Source organism: Streptacidiphilus neutrinimicus, from assembly GCF_000787815.1.
Lineage (GTDB): Bacteria > Actinomycetota > Actinomycetes > Streptomycetales > Streptomycetaceae > Streptacidiphilus > Streptacidiphilus neutrinimicus.
The window spans coordinates 1-25,978 of record NZ_BBPO01000087.1; the positions used below are offsets into that span (position 1 = coordinate 1).

Sequence of the window (25,978 nt, forward strand, 5' to 3'; positions counted from 1 at the left end):
AGGCGAGGGAGGCGCGGATGGACCCGGTGGCCGACGGCGAACGCCGTCGGCCACCGGGTCAGCGCCGCCGCGCCGGTGTCACAGCTAGCCGAGGTTCCACTGCTGGTTCGACTGGCCGTTGCAGGTCCACAGCTCGGCGAGGGTGCCGTTGGCGGTGCCGGCGCCCGTCACGTCGAGGCAGAGGCCGGACTGGACTCCGGTGATGGTGCCGTCGGGGTTGAGGGTCCACTGCTGGTTGGCCTGGCCGTTGCAGGTCCAGACGTCGACCGGGGTGCCGTTCGTGGTGCCGCCCCCGCTGGCGTCCAGGCACAGCTGGCTGCTTCCGCTGAACAGGGTGATCTGGTTCGCGGCGTTGTGCGTCCAGGTCTGGTTGCTTCCGCCGTTGCAGTCCCAGATCTCCTGCTTGGTGCCCGGCGTGGTGCTGGAGTTGTTGTCGTCCAGGCACTTGGCCGCGCCGACCGCGGCGATCCGACCGGTGCCGACGCCGCCGTTGCCGGTGATCCCGGCCTGGCTGATGACCTCCTGGGCGCCGGCCGGCCAGCTGGTGCCGCTGACCTGCACGTTTCCGCTCAGCACGTTGTTGTGCGGGGAACCGGTCGCGACGTTGGCGCCGCCGCTGTTGTACCAGTTGCCGAGGAAGGAGTTGTCGTCGGTGTTGTTGTTCGCGTCCGCGTTGGCGAAGGCCCACTCGCCGTTGTCCTGAAGCACGTTGTTCTGCAGCGTGACGTAGCGCGAGCCCTCGTCCATGTAGAGGCCGACGGTGTGGTTGTTGTCGTAGACGTAGTTGTCGTCCATGACGCTGCCGGGGTTGGCGGACAGGTTGTAGATGCTGCCGCCGTCGTGGAAGACCTTCTTCGTGCCGTGCACCTTGTTGTACGTGACGACCGTGTTCTTCAAGGTGGTCGGGGTGGTGTAGATCTGCTGGTAGTTGTAGGTTCCGCGGTTGACGTAGTCCTGGCTGCCGCCCGCGTCGTTGATGCCCCATCCCCAGCCGATGTCGATGCCGTCGTAGGCGAGGTTGGAGACCTCGTTGTGGGTGACGACGGCGTGGTTGACGTAGGTGGACAGGATGCCGGGCATGTCCTTGTAGTCCAGCGCCACGGCGGTCACCAGGTTGTTGCTGATGGTGATGTTCTGGTTGGTCATGGCGGCGTTGGACGGGTGGTGGGCGTCGGGCTGGACCCCGCCGACGACGACGCCGCCCCCGGAGTCGTTGGTGAACGTGTTGTGGTCCACGGTGACGTTCGAGGCGCCGAGGCCGGTGCCGGAGGCGACGGCGTCCGCGTCCTGGCCGATGCCGAGGCCGACCTCGCCGAGGTCGCTGAAGGTGTCACCGCTGAAGCTGATCCCGTTCGCGGCGGAGACCTGGACCGCGGCGGGGGCCTCGCCCCAGCTGTTGCGGGTCGACTCGAAGGCCTGGCAGCCGGAGGCGCAGGCGGTCAGGAAGTTCGAGGGCTCGTTGGAGTAGGTCTGCTTGAGGAACGTGCCGGTCTGCTGGTCGGCGTAGCCGATGTTGCTGCTCGGGGCCAGCCAGGTCGAGTCCTGGAAGCTGACGCCCTGGAACGCGATGTTCTGGACCGGGTTGGAGTAGCTGCCGCTGATGTCCACCAGCGAGGTCACCCGAGGCAGTTCGACGTCGTGGGCGGAGGGGTTCCAGCCCGAGGGCGCCTTGTAGTAGAGCTGTCCGGCGGTCGGGTCGAGGAACCACTGCCCGGCGGTGTTGAGGAAGGAGTACGAGTTCTCCAGTTGGAGGCCGCCCCCGGCGAAGGGGTCCTCCATGGTGTCGTAGCCCCAGCCGTTGTTCTGCCAGGCCGGTTCCTGCATGGTCACGTTCGTGCCGCTGATGCTCTGCACCGGCGTGAAGCGGTCGGTGAAGGAGTTCTGGGCCTCCAGCTCGATCCGGTTCTGCTCGGGCAGGCTGGCGATCCAGTCGAGGTTCGCGTTCTGGATCGTCAGTCCGGTGCTGGTGAAAGCGACGTCGCTGCGGGCGATGGAGAGCGCGGCCCGCGGCGCGAGCGCGCCGTCGATGAAGAGCTGACGCGAGTCGACGCCGGCGGGGACGGATGCGGCGTAGATGTTGTTGGTCGAGTCGTGCAGCGTCCAACCGGTCACCTGCCGGCCGCCGGAGATCACCGGCGTCTGGCCGGGCGCGGCCTGCCAGCGGACGGTGTGTCCGTTGGTGCCGGAGTCGGCGCTGCCGAGGGCGAGCGGGGAGGTCAGGCGGTAGGTCCCGCCGGCGAGCTGGACGACGATGTCGCCGCTCATGTTGCCGTCGGTGGCCTCGACGTTGGTCTTCGCCTGGGTCAGCGAGCAGGGTGCGGCCGCGCTGCACGCCGTCCCGCTTCCGGTGGGGGAGACGTAGAGGGTGGCGGAGACGGCGGCGTGGGCCGCGGTGGGGGCCGTGAGGGCGGCGGCGATCGCGAGCGCGGTCGTCGCCGCGAGGTGCGCGGGTCGGAGCCGGCTTCCCCGTCCTGGGAGCTGTGGTGTCACTGTCTGGTGCCCTTTCGCTCGAGGGTGGTGCCTCTGGGTGGGCCGTGCGGGGGCGTTGCGGTGGGGCACCGTCGGCCGCAGGGCGCGGCCGACGGGGTTGGCGGCGTGCCGCCGGCGAGGCGGCTCAGGACTGCGGCGGATCGGCGAGGTGCCAGATCTCGGGGATGTCGGACCAGCGGCTACCGTCGGGGGCGTCGGGCCACGGGTCCTGGCACGGGTCGGTGAAGCTCCACCAGCGCTGCGACTCCGGATCGGCCTGGATCGTGGCGATGTCGGCGTCCCAGTCGTCACCGTGGTACTCGTAGTAGGCGAACAGGGTGTCGCCGTGCAGGAAGATGCTGTAGTTGCGGATCTGCGCCGCGTGCAGGGCCGCCTCGACACCCGGCCAGACGGCGCGGTGCAGGGCCAGGTACTCCTCCCGGCGTTCGGGAACCAGGCGGGTGGTCTGGGCGATGCGCTTCATCGTGCGTCCTTTCGTGCGATCCGGTAGACCCGCTCCGCGTTGCCGCGCAGCACGGCGTCGTTGGTGGTCCACGGGTGGGCGGTGAGCGCCTCCTGGACCAGGTCGAGCCAGGTGCCGTAGTCGGTGGCGAGTCGCATCACCGGCCAGTCGCTCCCGAACAGGCAGCGGTCGGGGCCGAACACGTCGAGTGCCTCGTGCAGCAGCGAGAGCGCGACGGCCGGCGGCGTGGCCGGCTCCAGTTCCGTGGTCAGGCCGGAGAGTTTGCAGACCACGTTCGGCTGCTTCGCCACCTCGCGCAGCCCCTGCGACCACGCGTCGCGCGCGTCCGCCTTGGGCTTGCCCAGGTGGTCCAGGACGATCGTGGTCTGCGCGCAGGAGGCGGCCAGGCGTGCCAGCTCAGGCAGTTGGTGGTACCGGACGCAGGCGTCGAACGGCAGGCCTGCCTCGCCGAGCAGCCGGATGCCCTCGCGCAGGTCCTGGTCCTCGGTGAAGCCGGGCTCCTCGTCCTGGATGTTGCGGCGCACCCCGACGACGAAAGGGTCCGCCGCGTACCGGCGGATCGTCTCGCGGGCCTCGGCGGGGCGTTCGAGAGAGACGTGAGCGATGGCGCCCCGGATCCAGGTGTGCTGTTGGGCCTGGCTGCGGACCCACTCGATCTCGTCCACGGCCTGACCCTCGTCCCGACCCGCCTCCATGAAGATCACTTCGACGGGCTCGGGACGGACGAGCGCGAACTCGTCCGCGGCGAAGGGCCGGTTGAGCTCGGGGGCTTCCTCCAGCCAGGCATAGGAGAGGTGCCGCGGATCCCACAGGTGGACGTGGCAGTCGAGGATCGAGGGCATGGTGCGGCCGGTCACCGCGTCTCACCAGCGTTCGGGCCGTCGGCCGGCTCGTCGAAGGGCGTGCGGTAGGACGCGGGCCGGGTACGCAGTTCGAGTTGGAGGGTGAGCCGGATCCGGGTCGAGTGGGGGAGAAGGACACGCAGCCAGGGCCCGTCGACCGCGTGGGCCTCGGAGGTCTCCTCGACCGGCTCCGTGTGCCCGTAGTCGTAGAGGTCACCGATCCAGGCGTCGTCGCGGTTGCGGGTGTGGCGGACGCTGCGGATGCTGTGCTCCGCGAACGCGCCGGCCTGGACGATCACCGTGCGGTCCTCGGTCGGGTGCAGGTTCACCAGCTCCACCACCGTGGCCCCGGGGTCGATGCTGGAGACCAGCGCCGCGACGGACGGGGGCAGGCCGGGGCGTCGGGCGTCGGCGTCGTAGTAGCGCACCCGGGCCTGCTGCAACCCCCCGTTGTAGAGGACCTGCGGGCCGCCCCAAGTCAGCTGCACCAGCGCCTCGGTGACGACCGGGTTGGACAGCTGCCACAGGTGGATGTCGGCCTCGTCGACCTCCAGGCCGCGGTAGCGCTCCATCCGGCGCAGCCGGTGCCGCACCTGCGCCTGGGCGGTGGCGAGGATGCGCTCGGGGTAGTCCGGGTCGTCGCCGGAGAGGAACGCGAACCAGGCCTCCTCGTGGTGCGCCTCCTCCTTGCTGCGGAAGGGCACCAGGGTGCGCCAGTCGATGCCGCTCGCCTCACGCAGCCGCTCGATCCGGTCGCGGTCGGCGTCCCCGGCGGTGTGGTGCCACAGCGCGACCGGGACCGGAAGGGTCATCGGGTTGTAGTCGAACCAGCCCTCGTCGCCGCGCCGGAAGGGGACGTGGAAGGTGGGGGTGTGCACGTCCTCGCGCAGTTGCGCGACCCACTTGGAGCGCAGGCTGGAGTCGGCCTCGCTGAAGGGCATCGTCTTGCCGTGGGCGATCATCTCGTCCATCGCGGGCCGGACCAGGTCCAGGTAGGAGTCGTCGCCGGTCGCCTCGGCGGCGGCCAGCGCGGCGACCGTGGCGGCGTGGCCGACGCTGTGCCAGCCGTGCGGCCAGGACCAGCCGTAGTGTCCGCCGTAGGGACGGCCCTCGTGGAGTCCGCCCACCGTGCCGTCCGGGGCGACGTTGTCCGGCAGCACGCCGCCGGTGGCCTCGGCGCGCTCCCGCCAGGCGCCGACGTACTCGGCGATCCAGTGGCGGTAGCGCTCCTCGCCGGAGAGGATGAGCGCGTTGAGCACGAGCCCGCTGGCGGCGAGGTTCACCGCCGTGTCGCCCTGGCCCATGCGGCGGCGCATCTCCTCGCCGAGCCGCGGATCGCTCTTGAGCGGCGGCGTTTCCCCCTCGGCCAGGATCCAGGTGAGCGGGAAGCCGTACATCTCCGCTTCCTTCGGCAGCCACGGGTAGTACTCCCCGTCGAAGAGGCCCGTGCGCTCCGGGTCGCTGCCGTTGTGGGGGCGGGTGATGATGCGGTGCTCGGGGTCGTAGTTGCCGTGCGCCGGGTCGACGTAGAACTCGGCGAAGCGGAGCGCTCGCTCCTTCCAGCGCTCCGGGGCGGCCATGCACAGGAAGTACAGCAGCAGCAGGCTCTCGCTCTGGTGGAACCAGTCGTACCCGCGCTCGTACTCGTCCTTGAGCATGCCCAGCTCGGTGAGCTGGGCGGTCACGCCCTCCCAGTGCCGCTCGGACTGGGACAGCAGGTCGTCGGCGCCACCGAGCAGGTAGAGCTGAGGCCAGTTGAAGAAGGTCTCGTAGAAGTCGTCCACGCCGTCACGCGTGGTCAGTCTGCCCTCGTAGTTCAGCCGTCCGTCCGGGCCGGTGAAGTCGCGGGCGAAGCGCCGCCAGGCCTGGTCGAGCAGGTCGAACAGCTGACGCTGCGCCGTCGCCCAGCCGGGCGGTTCGAGCAGCGGCACCGAGGCCGTGAGGTCGGGGTCCATGGGACGGTTCTCCGTTTCGGGCAGTGCGGCGCCCACGTCCGGCGCAGGCGCGGGCGGCCGTGGTGACGCGGTGGCAGATGTCGTGGTGGGGGCGGTCAGTCCTTGGTCGCGCCGGCGAGCATGCCCGCGACCAGGAAGCGCTGCGCGAAGAGGAACACCACGAGCACGGGGGTGATGGCCAGGAGCGTGGCGAGGGCCAGCTCGGGCCGCTCGACGGAGAGCGTGCCCGCTGTCGGGTTGAACTGCGGAACGGAGTCCAGGAGGGTGCCGAGCCCCACCTGGACGGGGAACTGGTCGTCCTGTGGCAGCAGCACGTACGGCAGGAAGTAGTTGGTCCAGTTGGCGACGAAGCTGAAGAAGCCCACCAGCGCGACCACGGGCATGGCCAGCGGGAGGGCGACGCGGCGGAAGGCGCCGAACTCCGAGCAGCCGTCGAGCCGGGCCGCCTCCAGCAGGGACCGGGGGATGGCCGTACTGAAGTAGATGTAGGCCAGGTAGACCCCGAAGGGGTAGAACGAGTAGGGCAGGATGACCGACCACATCGAGCCGATCAGGTGCACCGCGTTCATCTCCAGGAACAGCGGCACCACCAGCGTGGCGCTGGGCATCAGCATGACCACGAGCGTCGCCACCAGCAGGGTGTGCCGGCCGGGGAACTCGGTCAGGGCGAGCGCGTAGCCCGCGGGGATGACCACCACGAGGGTGATGACCAGCGCCAGGAAGGTGTAGACCGCCGAGTTCCGCAGCCACACCATGACCGTGTCGCCCTGGTAGCCCGTCAGCGCGTCCCAGTTGGCGCGTAGGGCGTGGAGCGAGCCGAAGGAGAGCGGGTTGGCGTGCACCAGCTGGTCGTCGGTCTTGGTCGCGGCCAGCAGCAGCCAGACGACGGGCAGCACGAAGAAGACCGCGAAGAGCAGCAGCACGAAGGCGGGCAGCGGGTTCTTCAGGCCGGGCCGCGCCCGGCCAGGCCGCGCGCGGCGGCTCGCGGCCGGCGCCGTGGCGGGCGCGGAGGCGGACGGTGCGGGGCTGCGGAAGTCAGTCGGCATCGAAGAACCCCGATCGGGCGACGAACACCGCGGCGGCGACCAGTCCGAGCAGGAGCAGTTCGACCGAGACGGCGGCGGCGGTGTTGACGTTGTTGTTCTGGAAGGCGAAGTCGTAGGAGAGCTGGTTGAGCGAGTAGTCCCGCCCGGCCACTCCGTTGCTCGCCTGTGAGAGCAGCTCCGGCTCGACGAACAGCTGCGTGCCGCCGGCGAAGGCCAGGATGCACATGTAGACGATCCACTTGCGCAGCATGGGGATCTGGATCCGCCGCGCGGTCTGCCAGGGGCCGGCGCCGTCGATCCGGGCGGCCTCCAGGATGTCCGGCGAGATGTTGTTGAGCGCCCCGTACATCACCAGGATCCAGCCGCCGGCGCCGGTCCAGAACGCGATCAGCGTGAACAGGATCGGCAACCCGCCGGGGGCGACCACCTGGTCGAAGGTGGTGAAGCCCAGTGCCTTGAGCAGGAAGGCCACCGGACTGACCGTCGGGTCCAGGACGAACAGCCAGACCATGACGCTCGCCGCCCCGGCCAGCGCCCCGGGGATGTAGAACAGGAACCGCAGGGTCTTGCTGACGCCCCGGGACGCGAGCCGGTGCAGCAGCAGTGCCAGACCCACGACGAAGACGACCAGGGAGACCAGCCAGCAGGCCAGGTAGAGCGCCACGTGCCCGACGGCTGGCAGGAAGCGGAAGTCGCCGCCCGCGCCGGTGAAGTTGGAGAACCCGGCGAAGGTGTCGCCGGCGGTGGTGAAGGCGAAGTAGATCGCGTAGGCGGTGGGCACGACACCGAAGGCGATGAGCAGCACCACGTACAGGGCGACGAAGCCGTGCCCGGCCCGGCCGGCCCAGAGCGCACGCCGCGCGGCGCGCTCCGACCCGGCCCGGTTGCGTGCGGAGATGGTCACTGGCTGACCTTGTATCCGTCGGACTGGGCGTAGTTCGCGATCGAGGTCTGCCAGGCCGGGAGCAGCGAGGTGATGCTCTTGCCCGCCGCCATGCCCGGGGTGACCGTGGCCGCCCAGCTCGCCTCCTGGCTGAACTGGCCGTAGCCCCAGCCGGGCCAGACCTGGTTCGCGGCGGCCTGGAGGGTCGGGGAGACGTCACTGGCGTAGTACCCGGAGGTGCTCTGCGCGATCAGCCAGGTCTTGGCCGCCGCCTGGTAGGCCGGGTAGCCGGGGGCGAGCTTGCCCTGGTAGTCGTCGGAGGTCGTGGCCCAGGTCAGGAACGCCGTCGCGGCCTTGAGGTTCTTGCTGTGTGCGGAGAGCAGCCAGGTCCCGCCGCCGACGTTGCCGACCGAGGGGCTGCTGTCGCCGGCCCACTGCGGCATCGGGGCGACCGCGATCTGGCCCTTGGGGGTCTTGAAGCCGCCCTGGAAGAGGGCGCCGCCGAACCAGGACGGGCCGGGCATCATCAGGACCTTGCTCGCGGAGTTCTTGTTGAAGTCCGTGCTGAACACGCTGCTGGTGGCCATGGTCTTGGCCTTGATCAGGGTGTCCAGCAGCCCGGCCATCTTGGTGCAGCCGGGGCCGGAGGTGTTCACGGTGACCGCCTTGGGCCCGGTGATCTGGTTGGCGCCGCACTTGCTCGCCCACATGTAGATCTCCGGGGTGAAGGTGTCACCGGCGGAGCCGACCAGGTAGCCGGGGTGCTCGGTGGCGACCTTCAGACCCAGCGCCTGGTACTGCTCCCAGGTGGTCGGCACCTGGTAGCCCCACTGCTTCATCAGGGCCGCGTTGTACCAGAGCACGGTCTGGGAGAGGTCGTTGCGCAGGCAGTAGAGCGTGCCGTCGACGGTGCACGGCGCGTTGGCGCCGGTGGCCCAGCCGTCGAGGGTGGACTGCGGGATCAGGCCCTTGTTCAGCGGAGCGGTGAAGCCGGCCTGCACGGCCCAGGTGGTCTCGTTGTTCTGGGAGCTGAAGACCACGTCCGGCCAGCCGTCGCCGGTGCGGTTGAAGAGGCTGACCTTGGTGTGCAGGTAGTTGGAGCCGTTGGCGTCCCCGTCGTAGGTGACGATCTTCATCTTCACCTGGGGGTTCTGCTGCTGGTACAGCTTCGCCGCCGCGAGCCGGGTCGCGTCCACCCATACGGTGATGGGGCCGTCACCCTGCGCCGCGGGAGAGAAGCTGGCCGACGCGCCCGGCGTCGTCGCGGTGCCCCCGCCACAGGCGGTGAGGGCGCCGACCGTCAGAGCGGTGACCGCGGTGGCAACGGTTATGCGTCTCAAGGGGACTCCACTGCGTCATGGCTGCGCACGTCTCCGACCGGGGTGGCGGGCCGTGGGCAGACGGAATGTGTATGACTTAATGTGCGCCCGCTGCTGCCGCGGGGGCGGCTCCGACGGGCCATCAGGCCATCGGGTCACCGTGATGTGACATGAGACCCGGTGTGCGAGCGGTGAGTCAAGAGGATGGGCGGGCCTATTTCCAGGAGGTTGCGGCCGTGTGTCCTCGGCTTCCGGCGTCCGGCGAGGTGAGAGGCCGTCATGACGGACCCTTGCTGAAATGAGTCGTACTTATATAGGGTCAGCGGCCAGACGGAGAGTACGCTCTTCCGCAGCGACGGGAATCCGGTCATGCTGAAGGTGGCCCTACAGAGGAGGAGCATTCGGTGGACGGCGCGCCAGCAGAGACGGCAGCGGACCCGCGCCCCGGGGAGCCGGTGGCGAACGGCGCCCCCTACCGGCCCGGCTACGAGGTCGTCTCGGAGCAGATCCTCAAGCTGATCGCCGAGCGTCAGCTGAAGCCGGGGGACCGGATGCCCACCGAGAACGAGCTGGCCTCGTCGCTCGGCACCAGCCGGACGGTCGTGCGCGAGGCGGTGAAGATCCTCTCGGCCATCGGCCGGGTCCGCGCCCAGAAGGGCCGCGGCCTCTACGTCGCCGACGACGAGGGGATGCTCGGCGCCTCGCGCTGGGGCGGGTTCTTCATGCCGACCGACCTCGACCAGATCTTCATGCTCTTCGAGTTCCGCCGGGTACAGGAGACGGCCGCCAGCCGGCTCGCCGCGACCCGCGCGACCCCGGCGCAGCTGAAGGCGATCAAGGACGCCATGGACCTGTGCCGCGAGGGGCACGAGACCGGCCGGGACCCGCTGTTCGACCAGGGCGACGACGCCTTCCACCTCGGCATCGCCGAGGCCTCGCACAACCCCTTCCTCGTCGCCTCCGTCCGTGAGGCCCGGCGGCTGCAGCGGCAGGCCAACACCATCGGCATGCACGGTGCGGTCGGCGACCACGCCAGGGACGCGGTCGCCGAGCACGCCGCCATCTACGGCGCGATCCGCGACGGCGATCCGGAGGCCGCCGCGGAGGCGACCTGCGTGCACCTCGACAAGACCTTGGAGGAGTACCGGCGCGAGATCCAGCGTCGCGTCTTCGGTTCGGGTCTTCCCGAACACCGCTGACCTCACGGGCGGCGCGGCCGGTCCGTCAGCCGCCGAACACCTGCACCTGATCCAGTGCCGCACCCGGGCGCCACGGGGCTGCTGCGCCATGCCCGGATCGACACCGGCTCGCCGAAGGTGCGCCGCGGCATGCCCGCGCGCCCCCTCCCGGCGCTCCTGCCGCCCCACCCGCACCCGTACCCGCAATCCCACCCGCACGGCACCGCACGCACACAGAGAGGACCTTGACGTCCCCATGAGCAGTATCGCGGTCTCCTACTCCGGGGCCCGGACCCTGACCGCAGGGCCGGCCGACACCGCCCCGCCCGGTCCGGGCGAAGTCGAGATCGAACCCGCCTACGTCGGGATCTGCGGCACCGACCTGCACATCTTCCACGGCGACATGGACGCGCGAGTCAAGGCGCCCGCCGTGCTCGGCCACGAGATGTCCGGCCGGGTCCTGCGGGTCGGTCCCGGGGTCGAGGGCTGGCAGCCGGGCGACCCGGTCACGGTGATGCCGCTGCGCTGGGACGGCACCTGCCCGGCCTGCCGGCGCGGGCATCAGCACGTGTGCCAGAACCTGGACTTCATCGGCATCGACTCGCCGGGCGCCATGCAGCAGCGCTGGGTCGTCCCGGCCGGGACGCTGGTCGCCCTGCCGTCCGGCCTCCCGCTGGAGCAGGCCGCCTTGGTCGAACCGACCGCGGTCGCGGTCCACGACGTCGCGCGCGCACAGGTGGCCGCGGGGGAGCGTGTGGTGGTCGTCGGCGGCGGCCCGGTCGGCATCCTGATCGCGCTCGTCGCCCGGGCCGCGGGGGCCGAGGTGCGGGTGGTCGAACTGTCGCCGAGCAGGCGGCGGATGGCCGGTCAACTCGGCCTGGCCGCCTGGGATCCGGCCGCCGACGACATCGTCGGGCTCGTGTCCGCATGGACGGCGGACGCCGGAGCGGATGTCGCCTTCGAGGTCTCCGGAGCCGCGGCCGGGGTCACCACCGCGGTGGACGTGCTCGCGGTGCGCGGCCGTCTCTGCCAGGTGGCCATCCACCCCGCGCCCCGGGAGGTGAGCCTGCACCGCTTCTTCTGGCGCGAGATCACTCTGGTCGGCGCGCGCCTGTACGACCGCGGCGACTTCGAGCGGGCCGTGGCCCTGGTGGCCGACGGCACCGTTCCGGCCGGGGCGCTGATCTCCTCGGTGGTGCCGCTTGCCGAGGCGGCCGCCGCCTTCGAGGCGCTGGAAGCCGGCGGCGACGTCATGAAGATCTTGCTGGACTGCTCCGACGCGGCGACCGGGGGTGCGCGGTGAACCCCTTCGACCTCACCGGCAAGCAGGCGGTGGTCACCGGTGCCCGGCGCGGCATAGGCCGGGCGATGGCCCGGGCCCTGGCCGAGGCCGGCGCCGACGTGATCGGCGTCAGCGCCAACCTGGAGGAGAGCGGCAGCGAGGTCGAGAAGGACGTCACCGCCGCGGGACGCGCCTTCGAGGCGATCCGGGCCGACTTCGCCGACCCGGCGGCCGTCGCAGCTCTCGGCCGCTCGCTGGCCGAGCGGGAGCGGCCGGTCGACATCCTGTTCAACAACGCGGGCGCCATCCGCCGCGCCCCCGCCGCGGACCATCCCGCCGCAGACTGGGACCTGGTGCTCCAGGTCAATCTCACCGCCCAGTTCGCCCTCGCCCAGGCGGTCGGCGGGGCGATGGTCCGGCGCGGTCATGGAAAGATCATTTTCACGGCCTCGCTCCTCAGCTTCCAGGGCGGCATCACCGTGCCCGGCTACACGGCCGCCAAGCACGGCGTCGCGGGTCTCACCAAGGCGCTCGCCAACGAGTGGGCCGGGCGGGGCGTGAACGTCAACGCGATCGCCCCCGGCTACATCGCCACTGACAACACCCAGGCGCTGCAAGACGATCCGGCCCGCAGTGCCGCCATCCTCGACCGCATCCCGGCCGGTCGTTGGGGCCGCGCCGATGACCTCGCCGGGGCCACCGTCTTCCTCGCCTCCTCGGCGTCCGACTACGTGCACGGCACCGTCCTGCCGGTCGACGGCGGATGGCTGGGCCGATGAGCGGGGACCTGACCGATCTGCTGGTCGGCACGCGGATCATCCCGGTGATCACCCTGCATTCGGCGGACCAGGCTCGGCCGCTCGCTGAGGCCTTGTCACAGGCGGGCGTCGGCAGCGCCGAGGTCACCCTGCGCACCCCTGCCGCCGTGGACGCGTTGCGCGCCATGGCGGGCCACCCCGGTCTGGTGGTCGGCGCAGGCACGGTCGTGGACGCGGAACAGGCCGAGCGCGCGGTGGCGGCCGGCGCCCGTTTCGTCGTCTCGCCCGGCCTGGACGCCGACGTCGCAGCCCGCTGCCGGGACCTCGGGGTCCCGTACCTGCCGGGCTGTGCCACGGCCGGTGAGCTGATGGCCGCGCTCAAGCTGGGGCTGGACGTCGTCAAGCTCTTCCCGGCCGAGCAGCTCGGCGGGCTGGACCTGCTGGGCGCGCTGGCTGCGCCCTTCCCGCAGGCCCGTTTCGTTCCCACCGGCGGGATCGGCCTCGAACGGATGCCCCACTATCTCGCCCACCCGGCGGTGCTCGCCGTCGGCGGCAGCTGGATCACGCCGCCCGAGCTGCTCGACAGCGGCGACTACGAGGGCATCGCACGCCTCGCCGCGCAGGCGGTGGCACGGAGCCGGCCGTGACCGCGCGCACCGTCGCCACCCGGCCGGTGGGAGAGGTGGTCGCGCTGGGCGAGGTGATGCTGCGTCTGGACCCGGGGGAGGGGCGCATCCGGACCGCCCGCGGCTTCCGGGTGTGGGAGGGCGGCGGCGAGTACAACGTGGTCCGGGGCCTGCGCCGCTGCTTCGGGCTGGAGACCGCGGTGGTCACCGCGCTGGCCGACAACGAGATCGGTCGCCTGGTCGAGGACCTGATCCTCCAGGGCGGGGTGAACACCTCGCTCATCCGCTGGGAGCCGGCCGACGGCATCGGCCGGCAGGTGCGCAACGGACTGAACTTCGTCGAGCGCGGCTTCGGTCTGCGCGGCGCCCTCGGTGTCAGCGACCGGGCCCACACCGCCGTCTCCCAGCTGCGCCCCGGACAGATCGACTGGGACTCGGTCTTCGCCGCCGGAGCACGCTGGCTGCACACCGGCGGCGTCTTCGCCGCGCTGTCCGACTCCACGGCCGAGGTGGCGCACGAGGCGATGACCGCCGCCAGGCGCTGCGGGGCGACCGTCTCCTACGACCCCAACTACCGCCCGAGCCTGTGGGAAGGCCGCGGCGGGGCGGCGCGGGCGAGGGAGACCGATCTGCGCCTGGCCCGGCACGCCGACGTCGTCATCGGCGCCCTCGGACTCGCCGGGCCGGGCGCCGACGGGCCGCGGATCACCGCCGCCGAGGCCCCCGACGCCTTCGCCGAGATCGCCGCGCTGCTCCCCGGAACCCGGATCCTGGCCACCACGTTGCGCACCGTCCGCTCGGCGGGCGTCAACGACTGGTCGTCCGCGGCCTGGTCGGCGGAGACCGGCTACCTCACCGGACCGGACCTGCGCGGCGTCCAGGTCCTCGACCGGGTCGGCTCGGGCGACGGATTCGCGGCCGGACTGATCTACGGTCTGATCACCGGCGCGGGGCTCCGCACGGCACTCGCCTACGGCACCGCGCACGGCGCCCTGGCGATGACCACGCCCGGCGACACCTCCATGGCCTCCCGCACCGACGTCGAGGCGCTCCTCGCCGACGCCTCGGCCGCCGTCCGCCGCTGACCCGCCCGACCACGGTCCTCCGGCAGGCCTGAACGCGGCCCCGCGTGCCTGAGGGCGCGGCTGCAACCACACTCAAGGGAGCGACGAAGCATGAGCGAGCTCCAGGGCCTGCGAGCGGTCGTCACCGGTGGGGCCTCCGGTACGACCGGGATATCCCAGCGCGCGGTCTACTCGGCGCGCAAGGGCGCGGTCTTCTCGCTCACCCTGGCCACGGCCGCCGACCACGTGGGCGAGGGCATCCGCTTCGGCTGCGTCACCCCCGGTACGGTGGAGACACCGTGAGTCGCCCGGCTGCTCGACGCCGCCGAGCACCCGGCCGCCGAGCGTGCCGCACTGAACGCCCGTCAGCCGCTCGGGCGCGAGCACCTTGGCCGCGTCCCGGCCTGACGCCTCACCGACCTGACCGAGCCCCCGCGCCGGTCGGCCCCCTCACGAAAGGCTCCCCACCCATGCGGACCACCAGGCTCGGACGCAGCGACGTCGCAGTGAGTCGGCTCGCCTTCGGCGCCGCCGCCATCGGCAACCTCTTCACGGCCGTCGGAGAGGAAGAGGCCCACGCCGCGATCGACGCCTCGTGGGACTCGGGTGTCCGGTACTTCGACACCGCCCCGCACTACGGGCTCGGCCTCTCCGAGCGGCGCCTGGGAGCAGCCCTGCGCCACCGTCCGCGCGAGCAGTTCACCGTCTCCACCAAAGTGGGCCGCCTGCTGCGCCCCAAGGACGCCCCGGTCGGCACCGACCTCGCCGAGGGCTTCGATGTCCCGGACACGCACGAGCGGGTGTGGGATTTCAGCGCCTCCGGCGTGCGCCGGAGCATCGAGGAGAGCCTGGTCCGGACGGGCCTGGACCGGATCGACGTCGTCTACCTGCACGATCCCGACCACCACGAGCAGCAGGCCTTCGAGTCCGCCTACCCGGAGCTTGAACGCATGCGCGGTGAGGGCATGGTCGGCGCGATCGGGGCGGGCATGAACCAGACCCGGATGCTGGACCGCTTCGTCCGGGAGACCGACGTGGACGTGGTGCTGCTGGCCGGCCGCTACTCCCTGCTGGACCAGTCCGGCCTTACCTCGCTGCTGCCCGCGGCCGCCGGGCGCGGCATCTCCGTGGTGGTCGGAGGCGTCTTCAACTCCGGTCTGCTGGCCGACCCGAAGCCTTCCGCGACTTTCGACTACGCCCCCGTGTCCGCCGAGGTCCTGGAGCGCGCCCTTCGGCTCAAGGCGCTGTGCGAGGAGGAGGGCGTGCCGCTGCGGGCCGCAGCCCTGCAGTTCCCGCTCGGCCACCCGGCCGTCGCGAGCGTGCTGGTCGGCGCGCGCAGCGCGACCGAGGCCCTCGACGCGGGGGCCATGGCCGCGGTGCCGATCCCGGAGCGACTGTGGCGCGCCCTGCGTGCCGAAGGTCTGCTGCCTGCGGACGCACCGCTGCCGACGTGAGCGGACGGCCGGTGGGTGCTGACTCGGCACGCGCGAAACTTCGCGCGCGTGCGGCAACCTTACGGCGTTCTGCGGCAACTGGAGGGTGCGCGTCCCCCGCGCGATGAACACCCCCGGACGGAAGGCTTCCAGAGAAGTGCACCGTAAATCCCGTCGCCGCGTCGTCCTGGCCGCCGGCGTCCCCACCGTGCTGGCCCTGACCGCCGGCGGTCTCCTCGTCAGCCAGGGCGCGGACGCGAGCAACACGATCGCGATCAACGTCAATGCGTCCCAGGACCTCGGTGTCGTGCCGAGCATCGCGAACGGCGTGAACACCGCGACCTTCGACGGTCACCTCAACGACCCCGCGGCCACCGCCGCGCTCGCCGGCGCCGGCGTCGACGCGCTGCGCTACCCCGGTGGCTCCACGGCCGACGCCTACCGCTGGCAGACGAACACCACAGTCGACGGACTGGGCTACGCGAACCCCGCCAACGGTTTCGACGACTTCATGGGCATCGCGCGCAGGATCGGCGCGAGCCCCGTCATCACGGTCAATTACGGTTCCGGCACGGCAGCCGAGGCCGCGGCGTGGGTGAGGTACGCCAACGTCACCAAGCACTACGGTGTGAAGTACTGGGAGCTCGGCAACGAGGTCTCCGGCGACGGCACCTACGGCTCGGCGTGGGAGCACAACCTCAAGCCCAAGGGCGCCACCGCCTACGCGAACAACATCGCGGACTACATCACCCAGATGAAGGCCGCCGACCCGGGCATCAAGGTCGGTGCCGTGCTGAACCTGCACAACAGCTGGCCGGACGGCCTGGTGGCCTCCAACTACGGCGACACGGCGGACTGGAACACGACGGTCCTGAAGAAGGACGGCCCCAGGCTCGACTTCGTGATCCTGCACTACTACCCGACGTCCAAGAGCGAGGCGGACCTGCTCACGCAGTACCGCACCATCGCGTCGATCGTGCAGGCCACGCGAGCCGAGATCAGCAAGTACGCGGGCAGCAACGCCGCGAAGGTCCAGATCATGGTCACCGAGACGGACGCGGGCTTCGAGTCCGAATCCGTCCCGGCGGCGCTGTACGCCGCCGACAGCTACATGACCTTCCTACAGAACAAGGTCCAGAACGTCGACTGGTGGGACGAGCACAACGGCCCGTCGAACATCACCACCCTGCCCGACGGCTCCACCGATTACGGCGACGGGGGCATCCTCTCCGCCGGCGGCTGCCACGGCGGCGCCTGCGAGCCGGCGGCGAACACGCCGTTCCCCGCCTACTACGGCATCAAGGCCGTCGGCGGATTCGCCACACCCGGTGCGCGGATGGTCGGCACCACCAGTTCGAACTCCGCCGTCACGGCGTACGCGGTCAAGACCTCGACCGGCATGAACCTCATGCTCGTCAACCACAGCGCGCAGACCAGCGAGCCGGTCAGCATCTCCTACGCCGGGTTCGACGCGGCGAACGTCACCTCCGCCGAACAGTTCAGCGAGGCGAACAAGACGCTCCAGCACATCGGAGGCGTCAACGCGCACGGACTGACTCTCCCCGCCTACTCCATCACCGTCCTGAAGCTCTCCAGCTCCGGCGGCGCTCCCGCTCCCGCCGCCTCGTGCACCGTGAGCGCCGGCACCTCGGTGTCCTGGCCCGGCGGCTACACGGAGAACGTCAAGATCACGAACACCGGGGCCAAGGCCACGACCGACTGGAAGGTCACCTTCGGACTTCCGGCCCGCGAGCACGTCACCGCCTCCTGGAACGTCGCGCAGAGCCAGCACGGCACGACCGTCACCGCGCGACCCGTGAGCTACGACAAGACCATCGCGGCCGGAGCCACCCTCCCCTTCGGGTTCAACGTCTCCGGCTGGGGCACCGCCGCCCGGCCCGCCTGGTACGCCCTCAACGGCGTGCGGTGCAGCGCGAACTGACCAGCCTCGAACGTCGCTGCACCTCATCGCCCGGCGACGGCTCCGTGTCGCCGGGGCGGCGCGGAGCCGGCCGCAAGTACGACCTCGGCGCGATCACCGGCTCCGGCCTGGTCAGCCAGCCCCATGGCGCCTGGGGCCCCTCGAACTCGCCAGATCACGCTGAACCCGCGTCAGCGCGGGGCCGTCCCGGAGGTGCCAAGCGGCCACCGGGGCGGCCCTGCGCTGACCGATGCCTCACAAGGCACCCCCAGCCACGCACGCCCGCCAGTCGGTCCGCCGCCGGCCATGCCGGAACGGTGCACGGCTTCACCCTCGGCCGTTTGCGGGGAGCCGGCGCCCTGCTGTCCGCGGACAACAAAGGCATGTGAGACGTCTTGACGCCCCCCACGCGTGTGGCCATAGTGAGGGCCGTTGCGGTGCCCTGAGCGTCTGTCTGTTCTGTCGCGTAGGTGCACCGCTCCCTTCAGGGCGCAGTTGTTAGCGCTAACAATCGTGAGGGCCGTTCCCTTCTCCCACCCGTGAAGGAGTTCGTTCATGACCGTGCGGTTGTGGCTGCGTCGCGCCCGGCGGGCGTTGCTGGCAGCGGGGACGACCGCTGCGCTCACTGTCGGCGTGCTCACCGGAACGGCCGGCCCCTCCCAGGCCGCGGCCCAGGGACCATGCGACGTCTACGCCGCGGGGGGCACGCCCTGCGTGGCGGCGCACAGCACCACCCGCGCGTTGTTCGCGGCCTACAACGGTCCGCTCTACCAGGTGCGGCGGGCGTCGGACAGCGCACTGCAGGACGTCGCGGTCCTGTCCGCCGGGGGCGTGGCCGACGCCGCGACGCAGGACGCGTTCTGCGCCGGAACGAGCTGCGTCATCACCCGTGTCTACGACCAGACCGGAGACAGCAACACGCTGGTCTACCAAGGCCCCGGCGGGGCCGGCGGCGCCGATACAGCCGCCACCGCGACGACCGAAGCGGTGAGCGTGGGCGGCCGTAAGGCCTACGCGCTGTACATCAACCCCGGCAACAGCTACTTCGCCTACAACTCCGCCGGGGGAGTGCCCACGGGCAGCTCACCCGAGGGTGAGTACATGGTCACCAGCGGAGCCCACGCCAACAACGGCTGCTGTTTCGACTACGGCAACACCGAGACCGACCATCACGCCGACGGCAACGGCGCCATGGACGCGATCAACTTCAGCACGGAATGCTGGTTCGGCGGCTGCAGCGGAACCGGGCCGTGGGTGCAGGCTGACATCGAGAACGGCCTGTTCTCCGGCGGCAGCAAGGCGTGGAACCCCAACCAGGTCTCCGAGACCAGCCGCTTCGTCACCGCGATGTTCAAGAACAACGGCACCAGCCAGATGGCGCTCAAGGGCGCCAACGCACAATCCGGGAGCCTGACCCAGCTCTACAACGGCGCACTGCCCAGCGGATGGAGCCCCATGCACAAGCAGGGCGCCGTCATCCTCGGGAGCGGCGGCGACTGCTGCCAGACCAACCACAACGCGAGCGCGGGCACGTTCTACGAGGGCGCCGTCGTCAGGGGCTACCCGTCCGAGGCCACGGACGCCGCGGTCCAGGCCAACATCGCCGCAGCCGGTTACAGCACCAGCACCACCCCGTTCACCTCGGGCGCGCGGGTGTCGCTGCAGGCCACCACGGCCTGCTGCACGGGCGACTACCTGCAGCACGACACGAGCGACGACAAGGTCGTCATCGCGTCCGTCACCACCGGCAGCTCCGCCACTGTGAAGGGCGACGCCACCTGGATCGTCCGCACCGGCCTGGGCAACAGCACCTGCGTCTCCTTCGAGTCGGCCGACACGCCCGGCAGTTACCTCAGGCACTACGCCTTCCAGCTGCACCTCCAGCCCAATGACGGGACCGGGCAGTTCGCCGCCGACGCCACCTTCTGCCCGCAGCCGGGGAACAGCGGCACCGGGTACTCCCTCCAGTCCCTGAACTACCCCACCAGGTACGTCCGCCACTACGCCTACACCGGCTACCTCGCCGCCGACGGCGGCACCGACGCCTGGGACACCACCTCCCTGTGGGCCGAGGACACCAGCTGGCTGGTCGCCGCCCCCTGGAGCTGAGGAGCACCCCTCGTCATCTCGACGACCACCCGCACGCCACCTTCGTGAAGGAGTCTCCATGACCGTACGACCGTGGGTCCACCGCGCCAGACGCGTGCTGCTGGCGGCCGGGACCACCGCCGTGCTCGCCGCCGGACTGCTCACCGCCACGGCCACCACCTCCCAGGCCGCCACCCAGGAACCGTGCGACATCTACGCCGCCGGTGGCACCCCGTGCGTCGCCGCCCACAGCACCACCCGTGCCCTGTACGCCGCGTACGACGGACCCCTGTACCAGGTCAAGCGCGCCTCGGACGGCGCGACCGCGGACATCGGCCTTCTCAGCACCGGCGGGTACGCGAACGCCGCCGCGCAGGACTCCTTCTGCGCGCACACCAGCTGCGTCATCACCGTCGTCTACGACCAGTCCGGCAAGGGCAACAACCTCACCCAGGCACTCAAGGGCGCCTGGTCCGGTCCGGCGGCAGGCGGCAACGACAACCTGGCCAACGCCTTCGAGGCACCGGTCACCGTGGCGGGCCACGAGGCGTACGGCGTTTACGTGGCTCCCGGCACCGGCTACCGGGACAACCAGACCTCGGGCATCGCGACCGGCGACCAGCCGGAGGGCGAGTACGCGGTCCTCGACGGCACCCACGACAACGGCGGCTGCTGCTTCGACTACGGCAACGCCGAGACCAGCAGCACCGACACCGGCAACGGCCACATGGAGGCCATCTACTTCGGCAACAGCAAGTCCTGGGGCTACGGCAGCGGCAGCGGTCCCTGGATCATGACCGACCAGGAGAACGGCCTGTTCTCCGGCGTCAACCGCGGCTTCAACGCAGGCGACCCCTCCGTCAACGACCGGTTCCTGACCGCCGTCGCCAAGGGCGGCCCCAACCTGTGGGCCATCCGCGGCGGCAACGCACAGTCCGGCGGCCTGTCCACCTACTACAGCGGTGTGCGACCGAACGTCCCGGGCTACAACCCGATGCACAAGGAGGGCGCGATCATCCTCGGCATCGGCGGCGACAACAGCAACGGCTCGGCAGGCACCTTCTACGAGGGCGTCATGACCTCCGGCTACCCGAGCGACAACACCGAGAACGCCGTCCAGGCCAACATCACCGCCGCCGGCTACAGCAGTGCCCCCACCAGCACCGGATCACTGATCCCCGGCTCCCGCGTCTCCCTGCAGGCCACCACCGCGTGCTGCACCTCGGACTACATCCGGCACGACGACGCCGACACCAAGGCCGTCATCTCCGCCGTCAACTCATCGAGTTCGGCCACCACCAAGGCCGACGCGACCTGGATCGTCCGCGCCGGTCTGGCCAACAGCTCCTGCCTCTCCTTCGAGTCTGCGAACAGCCCGGGCCAGTTCCTGCGCCACTACAACTTCGAGCTCTACCTGAACGGCGACAACGGCGGCAGCACCTTCGCCCAGGACGCCACCTTCTGCCCCACCGCCGGCAACAGCGGCCAGGGAACCTCCTTCCAGTCCGTCAACTACCCGAGCAAGTACCTGCGCCACTACGACTTCACCGTCTACGTCGCCAGTAACGGAGGAACCAACAGCTGCGACAGCAGTACCAGTTGGGCCGCCGACACCAGCTGGCTGGTCGACCAGCCCTGGGGCTGAGCCAGCAGGACGGCCCCCAGGCCCGGCGCAGCTTCCCAGCGGTGCCGGGCCTGGACGTCGACCTCAGGTCACGACGGCATCCACCACCGGTAGGTGGCCATGCCGTGGGTGGGAAGCGAGTCGTCGAAGTGCTGTCCAGCGCAGCTGGGCCCGGCCAGGGTCCGCGGCCCTGCCCGGTGCGCCGACGGGGTCCGGTTGGCGCAGCGCCTGGGTGACGGCCCGCACCACCGAGACTGCAGGGACGGCAAGGACCGCTCCGATGAAGCCCAGCGCGATGCTGCCGGCTATCACACTGATCTCGACGACGACCGGGCGCAGGCGCACGGCCCAGCTCATGATCAGCGGGTGGAGGAGGCGGCCCTCGATCTCGCCCAGGCCCGCGGGTGGCGAGCGCGACCGCGCTCGCCACCGCCAGGGCGATCGGGGAGCGATCAGCGGCACGAACGCCACGACGACTCCAGCACCGCCAGCGGCACGGCGAGCGGCACGCGCAGGGCGAACAGGGCGATGCCGACCGAGGCGGAGGCCAGGTCCGCGTGGTGGTGCATCCGGTCACCGATCAGGAAGAGCCCCGTCCCTACCGCCGGGTCGATGTCGACGGCAGGAGCGTGGGCAACGCCTCCGCCGTGACCGAGTTCCCGCGCCGGGTCGGCGTGGATCCCGCGCAAATCGGCGACCTGCGCGTCATCGAATGGCCCGGCGGCCCCGGCACCTGGACATAGCTGCCTCCTGGAGGCGGGTTGGGACGGCGCAGGTGGGTAGGCGCGCTGGCAGCGGCGCCCACCATGAGCACCGCGCGAGAGGCAAGGACGGCCTGGCCATGGCAGCGCACAACGAGGCGAACAGCGGGAAGCAGACCGAGGCGAACGTGCACGACGGCGCCCACCACGGATGGTCTCCGGACATCGACGAGGAGCACCAGGAACCCAATCCCAGCGCGGAGCGCTCCTTCGACCCGGACCGGTACGCGCCCGAGCCCGGCCCCGAGCCGCCCACCGCGGCCGAGGAGCACACCGGCACCGGCAGCAAAGTGGGCGAGAGCGTCGGGCGGCGCGGCGAGGACATCGCCGACCAGGACCAGCCGGGACATCACGACGAGGGCCCACGCGGCACCTCCCAGCGCCCGAGCGGCAGCAAGGACGCCCGCGCCTACACCGGCATCGACCCCGACACCTCTGAATGAGGGTGCCCAGGCAGCCCGCGTCCACCCCGGGGGAGGGAAAGGGGGGATTGGTCATGGTGACGCAGGCGCCTGAGCGGGAGGTTCTGTTCCGGCACTGTGCGGGGGCTGGTTCAGCCTTTCGGGCACTACCGCTCCCCGCCCGACCAGGTCCAGGCGCTCTCCCGGCCGGGCTGCACGTGGACATCTGGGACGGCGAGGCCCGTGCGCCTGACGCCGCTGGTGATGTCCGACATCCGTCCCATCGCACTGCCGAGTACGGCGCTGACCCGGTGCTGGTCCACCTCTCCCGAGTCCACCTACGTGACCGGACCGGATGGACGGCAGGGACCGTGGTTCTCCTCCATCGACCTGGCCGGCGCCGCCACCGCCGCCCGGCCCTGTCCGGGGCCCCGCACCACCGGGCTGACCTGTCGGTCACCGGCGACGGCGAGCACAGGTGTTGCGCTGGGGCCGCCGGGGCGGCGGCCCCAGCTCCCGCCTCCGCCTCCGCCCCGGCCGGTCCTCGGTCCCGACGGAGTGCGACATCTGGCTGACCTCGCGCTGGCGCGCCTACACCCGTCACCTGGCCGACCCGCTGACCACGCGCAGAGCTGACCAAATCCTGGCCGAGGCCGAGGGCCTGCCCCCGCCCGTCGGGGAAACCCCTCGCCCGCTACACCCCGGGCATCCACCAGGTCAGGGCTCGCATTGCAGGCGAGCATCGCCGAGGGTCGCAGGCCAATCGCGGCGAAACCCCGGCGCCGGCCAAAGACCGCGGCCAAGAAGACCGCGAAGAAGGCGCCGGCGAAGTAGCGGGCCAGCTAGCCCAGGCGCCAGCAGCCACTCGGCTGCACCGGATGCGGATGCACACTCGTCGGCACCATCCGCGCCTCGCCATCGCCGTCGATCTCTACCTGAACCTGGTGGGTGTCGTCGCTGTACAGCGGCAGCCCTGATGGACCGACCTCGTCGGTCGGGTGGACTTCGACGACATCGTCCGTGTCGCCGCCGGCGGAGAAGGCCAGCCTGTAGCTCGCGTGATCCATGGGTGGCGGCTACCCGATCGACCTGCACCAAACCCGGCGCTGTCGGTAGAAGCCCGTAGTGTCCGAGGCAGCGCAACTGCCCGCGTGGGGCCGCAAGCACGGCGCGACGGGCCGGGTGTTGCCAGTCCGGGAGCAGCCCGGCTCGAGCGGCTCATGGAGACGAGGGCGGGTTCTCGCGCAGGTCGCTGCGCACCTGCCAGCCATCATCGCAACGCGTCCTCCAGACCGGGTGCCGCCTATCGATTTCGTCTACGCCCGTGACCTCAATCGACTCCTCGCCAGTCTTGGTGGCTATGAGCACCCAGGAGCAGTAGCGACACGGGACGGCGTTGCCGGTTGAGGCGTCGGGCTGACTGGGCGGACTTCCGGTGCCGCCTGGGGAGCGGGAGAAGGCCGGTCGGTACGACTCTCCGGGGGAACTGGTTCGGTTCGGGGTGCTGGCGGCCGCGGAGGGGCGCCGGACGCGACCTCAGTCGCCCAGCCCTGTTTCCTCGGTTTCTTATCCAGTTGCTCGGCTTGCGGACCGGTGAGGTCTTCGGCGACTCGGTGCTCTCCGTGCCTCAACGCGACCGCGGTGTAACGGGGAGGATCGCCTCCAGCGGCCGCGTACGGGGGTCGATGATGCGGTCGGCCGTCGGCTTCGAGATGCAGAAGAGTGGGACGATCTGGCGCAGAGTCAGGTTCGTGCGCCAGTACGCGGTGACCAGCAGAAGCCGGGCCTCCAGCGGCAGGCTCCACGGCTGGCCCTTGCGGACCGGATCAGCGCCCGCGCGCCGCAGCTCGGTGATCAGCCTGCCAAATGACGCGTGTTCAGCCCCGTGAACGGGGTTATCCAGGACGGCTCGGACACCGTGATCACACCAGCTACAGCGGGATCGTCTCAAAGATCGACGGCGTGGGACGATGACCGTCATGTCAGGTCAGGTCTGGGTGTCACTCATATCGTTGGGCGGCGTTGTCCTCGGCGGCATGCTGTCCTACCTCGTCCAGCACAGGACTCAACTGTCAGCGGAACGCGCTGAACAGCAACGGCAGCAGCACGCCTTGTTGGAGGCTCGGCGCGCGGAACGGCTGGCGCTGCTGGAGCGGTTCATCGAGGTGGCGGCCGAAGCCGAACGCTCTGCATTCAGCCGGCCTTCCGAGTTCCACGACACCCACCCCTGGCACCTGAAGACTCAGGACGTCATGAACAGGCTGTGGGTCGCCGAGCGACTCATCCGCATTCAGTTCCCCCTGCCCGTGCATGACGCGGCACGTGCGTACTTCCTCGACCTCAACAGGACGGTGTGGGAGGGCTTGCCCGAACGCGAAAACGTACGGGACTACCTGGAGGACAACCGCCTGGCGTTCCTCGACGCCGCCCGAGCAGCCATGGGGTAGCCCCGAAGATCTTTCACGAGACAGCCCTTAGTCTCCTCTTCGGCAGCTGGCCCGAGCGGGTCGCCGCCCCGGGCGTGACCGGCGGCCCCCTGAGCGGTCCGCCCAGAAGTGGCTGTCCGAGCACGTCCCCGGCGAGCCGCCGGCGACGCTGCGGGGCGGCCGTACCTGGGCGCATGATCGGTTGGAGCGGATCCGGCTGCAGCGGCACCTCGCACAGCGGAGGGCGGCCAGGCCCGGCCGCCCCTTGGTCGCGCGGGTCGCGCGCCGGGCGACCGAATTGCAGGGCCGCCGAAGGTGTGGCCTGAACTTCAGCGACAGCTGGTCGATCAGTTCCTGAGCACCCTCGGCGGGGGTGATGGTGACGAGGCCTCGTGTCGTTGTACGGCTCGGCGAGGCAGACGACGAGCTGAAGCCCGGCAGCCGGCAATAGCTGGGCTACACGCGGAGATTGTGGGTGACCTGCGCTTCCTCGCTCGTGCTAGATCTGTTGATCTTGGCGTCCGTCAATTTGTTGTTGTGCGCATGTTGACGTGATGTCAGACACCCTGCTTCTCTGTTTTGCAACCACCGCATGTGGTGTCATTACCGCTCTCCGTGATCTCGGCAAGTGGCAACGCCCCATGTGTCGTGCGTGGGGTGCCTCTTGCCGGTCTCCCCGTTCGGGTGGCTGAGATCCAGCTGCCGAAGAGAGGAATTCCCGGACAATGGGCATACCCCTTCGTCGTGGGGCCCTGGTGGGTCTCGCGTCGCTCTCCCTGGTCGGCGCCGCAGCGCTCGGCATGGTCCCACAGGCGTCCGCGGCGGCCTCGCCGTCGGCCAACCCGTACAACCCGGCGACCGGGCACTCCTACCGGCACGGTGTGATTCCGACCGTCGCGCAGGGCGCGAAGATGAAGTCCTGGGCTGACACGCACGCCTCCCCGACGGCCACCAGCGCCAACACGCTGTCCTACGGCGGCGGCATCGGGGGCGTGGGCGTCAACGACGGCAAGTCGCAGGTCTACCTCGTCTTCTACGGCTCGCAGTGGGGAACGCAGAGCACCAACAGCGCTGGCGACGCGACGTTCTCCGGGGACCCGGACGGCGCGGCCCCGGTGACCCAGGAGATGTTCAAGGGCATCGGCACCGGCAACGAGCTGTGGTCCGCGGACCTGACCCAGTGGTGTGACGGCAACGGCGTCTCCACGGGCGCCACCAGTTGCCCGGCCACGGGCGCCAGCTACGTGCCGTACCAGAGCGGCGGCGTGCTGTCCGGCGTGTGGTACGACAACTCCGGCGCGTCGCCCTCCGCGGCCACGGGCAACCAGCTCGGTCAGGAGGCGGTCAAGGCCGCCACGCACTTCGGCAACACCACGGCGGCGTCCAACCGCCACGCCTACTACGTCATCCTGTCGCCG

Annotated in this window: 22 protein-coding genes and 3 pseudogenes; 14 read left to right on the plus strand and 11 right to left on the minus strand. The window is 70.7% G+C overall.

The features are described from left to right. Positions 1 to 84: 84 nt before the first annotated feature. The 7 genes from TR48_RS33365 to TR48_RS33395 form a co-directional block, all read right to left on the minus strand. Positions 85 to 2,490 carry an RICIN domain-containing protein gene (locus TR48_RS33365; protein ID WP_042374198.1) on the minus strand — a complete coding sequence of 802 codons (2,406 nt, stop codon included), beginning with the start codon at positions 2,488 to 2,490 and terminating at the stop codon, positions 85 to 87. A gap of 124 nt (positions 2,491 to 2,614) precedes the next feature. Then, positions 2,615 to 2,953 (minus strand): L-rhamnose mutarotase, encoded by a 339-nt coding sequence (locus TR48_RS33370; protein WP_042374199.1) that lies wholly within the window; start codon positions 2,951 to 2,953, stop codon positions 2,615 to 2,617. Then, positions 2,950 to 3,810, minus strand: a complete 861-nt coding sequence (locus TR48_RS33375) for an amidohydrolase family protein (RefSeq protein ID WP_052443264.1) — start codon at positions 3,808 to 3,810, stop codon at positions 2,950 to 2,952. The genes TR48_RS33370 and TR48_RS33375 overlap by 4 nt, the downstream gene beginning before the upstream one ends. After that, positions 3,807 to 5,750 (minus strand): DUF8034 domain-containing protein, encoded by a 1,944-nt coding sequence (locus TR48_RS33380; protein ID WP_042374201.1) that lies wholly within the window; start codon positions 5,748 to 5,750, stop codon positions 3,807 to 3,809. The genes TR48_RS33375 and TR48_RS33380 overlap by 4 nt, the downstream gene beginning before the upstream one ends. A 95-nt stretch (positions 5,751 to 5,845) precedes the next feature. After that, a complete protein-coding gene (locus tag TR48_RS33385; protein WP_084729970.1) occupies positions 5,846 to 6,796 on the minus strand; it encodes a carbohydrate ABC transporter permease in 951 nt (316 codons plus the stop codon). Beyond that, positions 6,786 to 7,700 (minus strand): carbohydrate ABC transporter permease, encoded by a 915-nt coding sequence (locus TR48_RS33390; RefSeq protein WP_042374202.1) that lies wholly within the window; start codon positions 7,698 to 7,700, stop codon positions 6,786 to 6,788. The genes TR48_RS33385 and TR48_RS33390 overlap by 11 nt, the downstream gene beginning before the upstream one ends. Then, a complete protein-coding gene (locus tag TR48_RS33395; RefSeq protein WP_042374203.1) occupies positions 7,697 to 9,019 on the minus strand; it encodes an ABC transporter substrate-binding protein in 1,323 nt (440 codons plus the stop codon). Before TR48_RS33395 ends, TR48_RS33390 begins: the two co-directional genes overlap by 4 nt. 383 nt (positions 9,020 to 9,402) lie before the next feature. On the opposite strand from TR48_RS33395, the gene TR48_RS33400 reads away from it, so the two are divergent. The 10 genes and pseudogenes from TR48_RS33400 (at position 9,403) to TR48_RS33445 (ending at position 20,993) form a co-directional block, all read left to right on the plus strand. Then, positions 9,403 to 10,197: a FadR/GntR family transcriptional regulator gene (locus tag TR48_RS33400; RefSeq protein ID WP_042374205.1), complete on the plus strand. Its 795-nt coding sequence runs from the start codon at positions 9,403 to 9,405 to the stop codon at positions 10,195 to 10,197. A 235-nt stretch (positions 10,198 to 10,432) separates the two neighbouring features. Continuing rightward, entirely contained in the window at positions 10,433 to 11,479 is a 1,047-nt protein-coding gene (locus TR48_RS33405) for a (R,R)-butanediol dehydrogenase (RefSeq protein WP_042374206.1), read from the plus strand. After that, a complete protein-coding gene (gene kduD, locus TR48_RS33410; protein ID WP_042374208.1) occupies positions 11,476 to 12,237 on the plus strand; it encodes a 2-dehydro-3-deoxy-D-gluconate 5-dehydrogenase KduD in 762 nt (253 codons plus the stop codon). Before TR48_RS33405 ends, kduD begins: the two co-directional genes overlap by 4 nt. Beyond that, positions 12,234 to 12,863, plus strand: coding sequence for a bifunctional 4-hydroxy-2-oxoglutarate aldolase/2-dehydro-3-deoxy-phosphogluconate aldolase (locus TR48_RS33415; RefSeq protein ID WP_042374209.1), 630 nt, complete (start codon positions 12,234 to 12,236; stop codon positions 12,861 to 12,863). Before kduD ends, TR48_RS33415 begins: the two co-directional genes overlap by 4 nt. 26 nt (positions 12,864 to 12,889) lie before the next feature. Continuing rightward, positions 12,890 to 13,927 (plus strand): sugar kinase, encoded by a 1,038-nt coding sequence (locus TR48_RS33420; protein WP_042374223.1) that lies wholly within the window; start codon positions 12,890 to 12,892, stop codon positions 13,925 to 13,927. Positions 13,928 to 14,008: 81 nt separating this feature from the next. Then, positions 14,009 to 14,287, plus strand: a pseudogene (locus tag TR48_RS33425) (SDR family oxidoreductase); the annotation flags it as partial. A gap of 89 nt (positions 14,288 to 14,376) precedes the next feature. Beyond that, the gene (locus tag TR48_RS33430) at positions 14,377 to 15,360 is read left to right on the plus strand and encodes an aldo/keto reductase (protein ID WP_042374210.1); all 984 of its coding nucleotides are present in this window, start codon (positions 14,377 to 14,379) and stop codon (positions 15,358 to 15,360) included. 1,387 nt (positions 15,361 to 16,747) lie between these two features. Then, a complete protein-coding gene (locus TR48_RS46895) occupies positions 16,748 to 17,281 on the plus strand; it encodes a cellulose binding domain-containing protein (protein ID WP_439654517.1) in 534 nt (177 codons plus the stop codon). 534 nt (positions 17,282 to 17,815) lie between these two features. Then, positions 17,816 to 19,369 carry an alpha-L-arabinofuranosidase B gene (locus tag TR48_RS33440; protein WP_084729972.1) on the plus strand — a complete coding sequence of 518 codons (1,554 nt, stop codon included), beginning with the start codon at positions 17,816 to 17,818 and terminating at the stop codon, positions 19,367 to 19,369. A gap of 58 nt (positions 19,370 to 19,427) precedes the next feature. Beyond that, positions 19,428 to 20,993 (plus strand): alpha-L-arabinofuranosidase B, encoded by a 1,566-nt coding sequence (locus tag TR48_RS33445; protein WP_042374212.1) that lies wholly within the window; start codon positions 19,428 to 19,430, stop codon positions 20,991 to 20,993. 63 nt (positions 20,994 to 21,056) lie between these two features. On the opposite strand, the pseudogene TR48_RS42595 reads toward TR48_RS33445, so the two are convergent. Beyond that, positions 21,057 to 21,508: pseudogene (locus TR48_RS42595) on the minus strand (AI-2E family transporter); the annotation flags it as partial. A gap of 21 nt (positions 21,509 to 21,529) precedes the next feature. Between TR48_RS42595 and TR48_RS42600 the strand changes: the two are divergent. Together TR48_RS42600 and TR48_RS42605 are read left to right on the plus strand one after the other, a co-directional pair. Further along, positions 21,530 to 21,715, plus strand: coding sequence for a hypothetical protein (locus tag TR48_RS42600; protein ID WP_152628322.1), 186 nt, complete (start codon positions 21,530 to 21,532; stop codon positions 21,713 to 21,715). A 98-nt stretch (positions 21,716 to 21,813) separates the two neighbouring features. Further along, positions 21,814 to 22,176 carry a hypothetical protein gene (locus TR48_RS42605; RefSeq protein WP_042374218.1) on the plus strand — a complete coding sequence of 121 codons (363 nt, stop codon included), beginning with the start codon at positions 21,814 to 21,816 and terminating at the stop codon, positions 22,174 to 22,176. A gap of 125 nt (positions 22,177 to 22,301) precedes the next feature. Here the strand turns inward: TR48_RS42605 and TR48_RS43835 are convergent, their stop codons facing one another. The 3 genes and pseudogenes from TR48_RS43835 to TR48_RS41180 form a co-directional block, all read right to left on the minus strand. Next, a complete protein-coding gene (locus TR48_RS43835) occupies positions 22,302 to 22,472 on the minus strand; it encodes a hypothetical protein (protein ID WP_161789954.1) in 171 nt (56 codons plus the stop codon). A gap of 504 nt (positions 22,473 to 22,976) precedes the next feature. Next, positions 22,977 to 23,201 carry a DUF6296 family protein gene (locus TR48_RS33465; protein ID WP_042374220.1) on the minus strand — a complete coding sequence of 75 codons (225 nt, stop codon included), beginning with the start codon at positions 23,199 to 23,201 and terminating at the stop codon, positions 22,977 to 22,979. A 563-nt stretch (positions 23,202 to 23,764) separates the two neighbouring features. Then, a pseudogene (locus TR48_RS41180) lies at positions 23,765 to 24,060 on the minus strand (helix-turn-helix domain-containing protein); the annotation flags it as partial. A 44-nt stretch (positions 24,061 to 24,104) separates the two neighbouring features. Here TR48_RS41180 and TR48_RS33470 point away from each other — a divergent pair. Further along, a complete protein-coding gene (locus tag TR48_RS33470) occupies positions 24,105 to 24,581 on the plus strand; it encodes a hypothetical protein (RefSeq protein WP_052443266.1) in 477 nt (158 codons plus the stop codon). A gap of 704 nt (positions 24,582 to 25,285) precedes the next feature. Beyond that, positions 25,286 to 25,978 (plus strand): hypothetical protein (locus tag TR48_RS33475; RefSeq protein WP_042374227.1); only part of this gene is annotated, 693 nt, incomplete at its 3' end.

Bases quoted from the DNA above. Each gene is read 5' to 3' on its own strand.
- TR48_RS33370 (WP_042374199.1), bottom strand. From the start codon at position 2,953: ATGAAGCGCATCGCCCAGACCACCCGCCTGGTTCCCGAACGCCGGGAG.
- TR48_RS33380 (WP_042374201.1), bottom strand. From the start codon at position 5,750: ATGGACCCCGACCTCACGGCCTCGGTGCCGCTGCTCGAACCGCCCGGC.
- TR48_RS33385 (WP_084729970.1), bottom strand. From the start codon at position 6,796: ATGCCGACTGACTTCCGCAGCCCCGCACCGTCCGCCTCCGCGCCCGCC.
- TR48_RS33405 (WP_042374206.1), top strand. From the start codon at position 10,433: ATGAGCAGTATCGCGGTCTCCTACTCCGGGGCCCGGACCCTGACCGCA.
- TR48_RS33415 (WP_042374209.1), top strand. From the start codon at position 12,234: ATGAGCGGGGACCTGACCGATCTGCTGGTCGGCACGCGGATCATCCCG.
- TR48_RS33430 (WP_042374210.1), top strand. From the start codon at position 14,377: ATGCGGACCACCAGGCTCGGACGCAGCGACGTCGCAGTGAGTCGGCTC.
- TR48_RS46895 (WP_439654517.1), top strand. From the start codon at position 16,748: ATGCTCGTCAACCACAGCGCGCAGACCAGCGAGCCGGTCAGCATCTCC.
- TR48_RS33440 (WP_084729972.1), top strand. From the start codon at position 17,816: ATGACCGTGCGGTTGTGGCTGCGTCGCGCCCGGCGGGCGTTGCTGGCA.
- TR48_RS33445 (WP_042374212.1), top strand. From the start codon at position 19,428: ATGACCGTACGACCGTGGGTCCACCGCGCCAGACGCGTGCTGCTGGCG.
- TR48_RS42605 (WP_042374218.1), top strand. From the start codon at position 21,814: ATGGCAGCGCACAACGAGGCGAACAGCGGGAAGCAGACCGAGGCGAAC.
- TR48_RS33465 (WP_042374220.1), bottom strand. From the start codon at position 23,201: ATGGATCACGCGAGCTACAGGCTGGCCTTCTCCGCCGGCGGCGACACG.
- TR48_RS33470 (WP_052443266.1), top strand. From the start codon at position 24,105: ATGACCGTCATGTCAGGTCAGGTCTGGGTGTCACTCATATCGTTGGGC.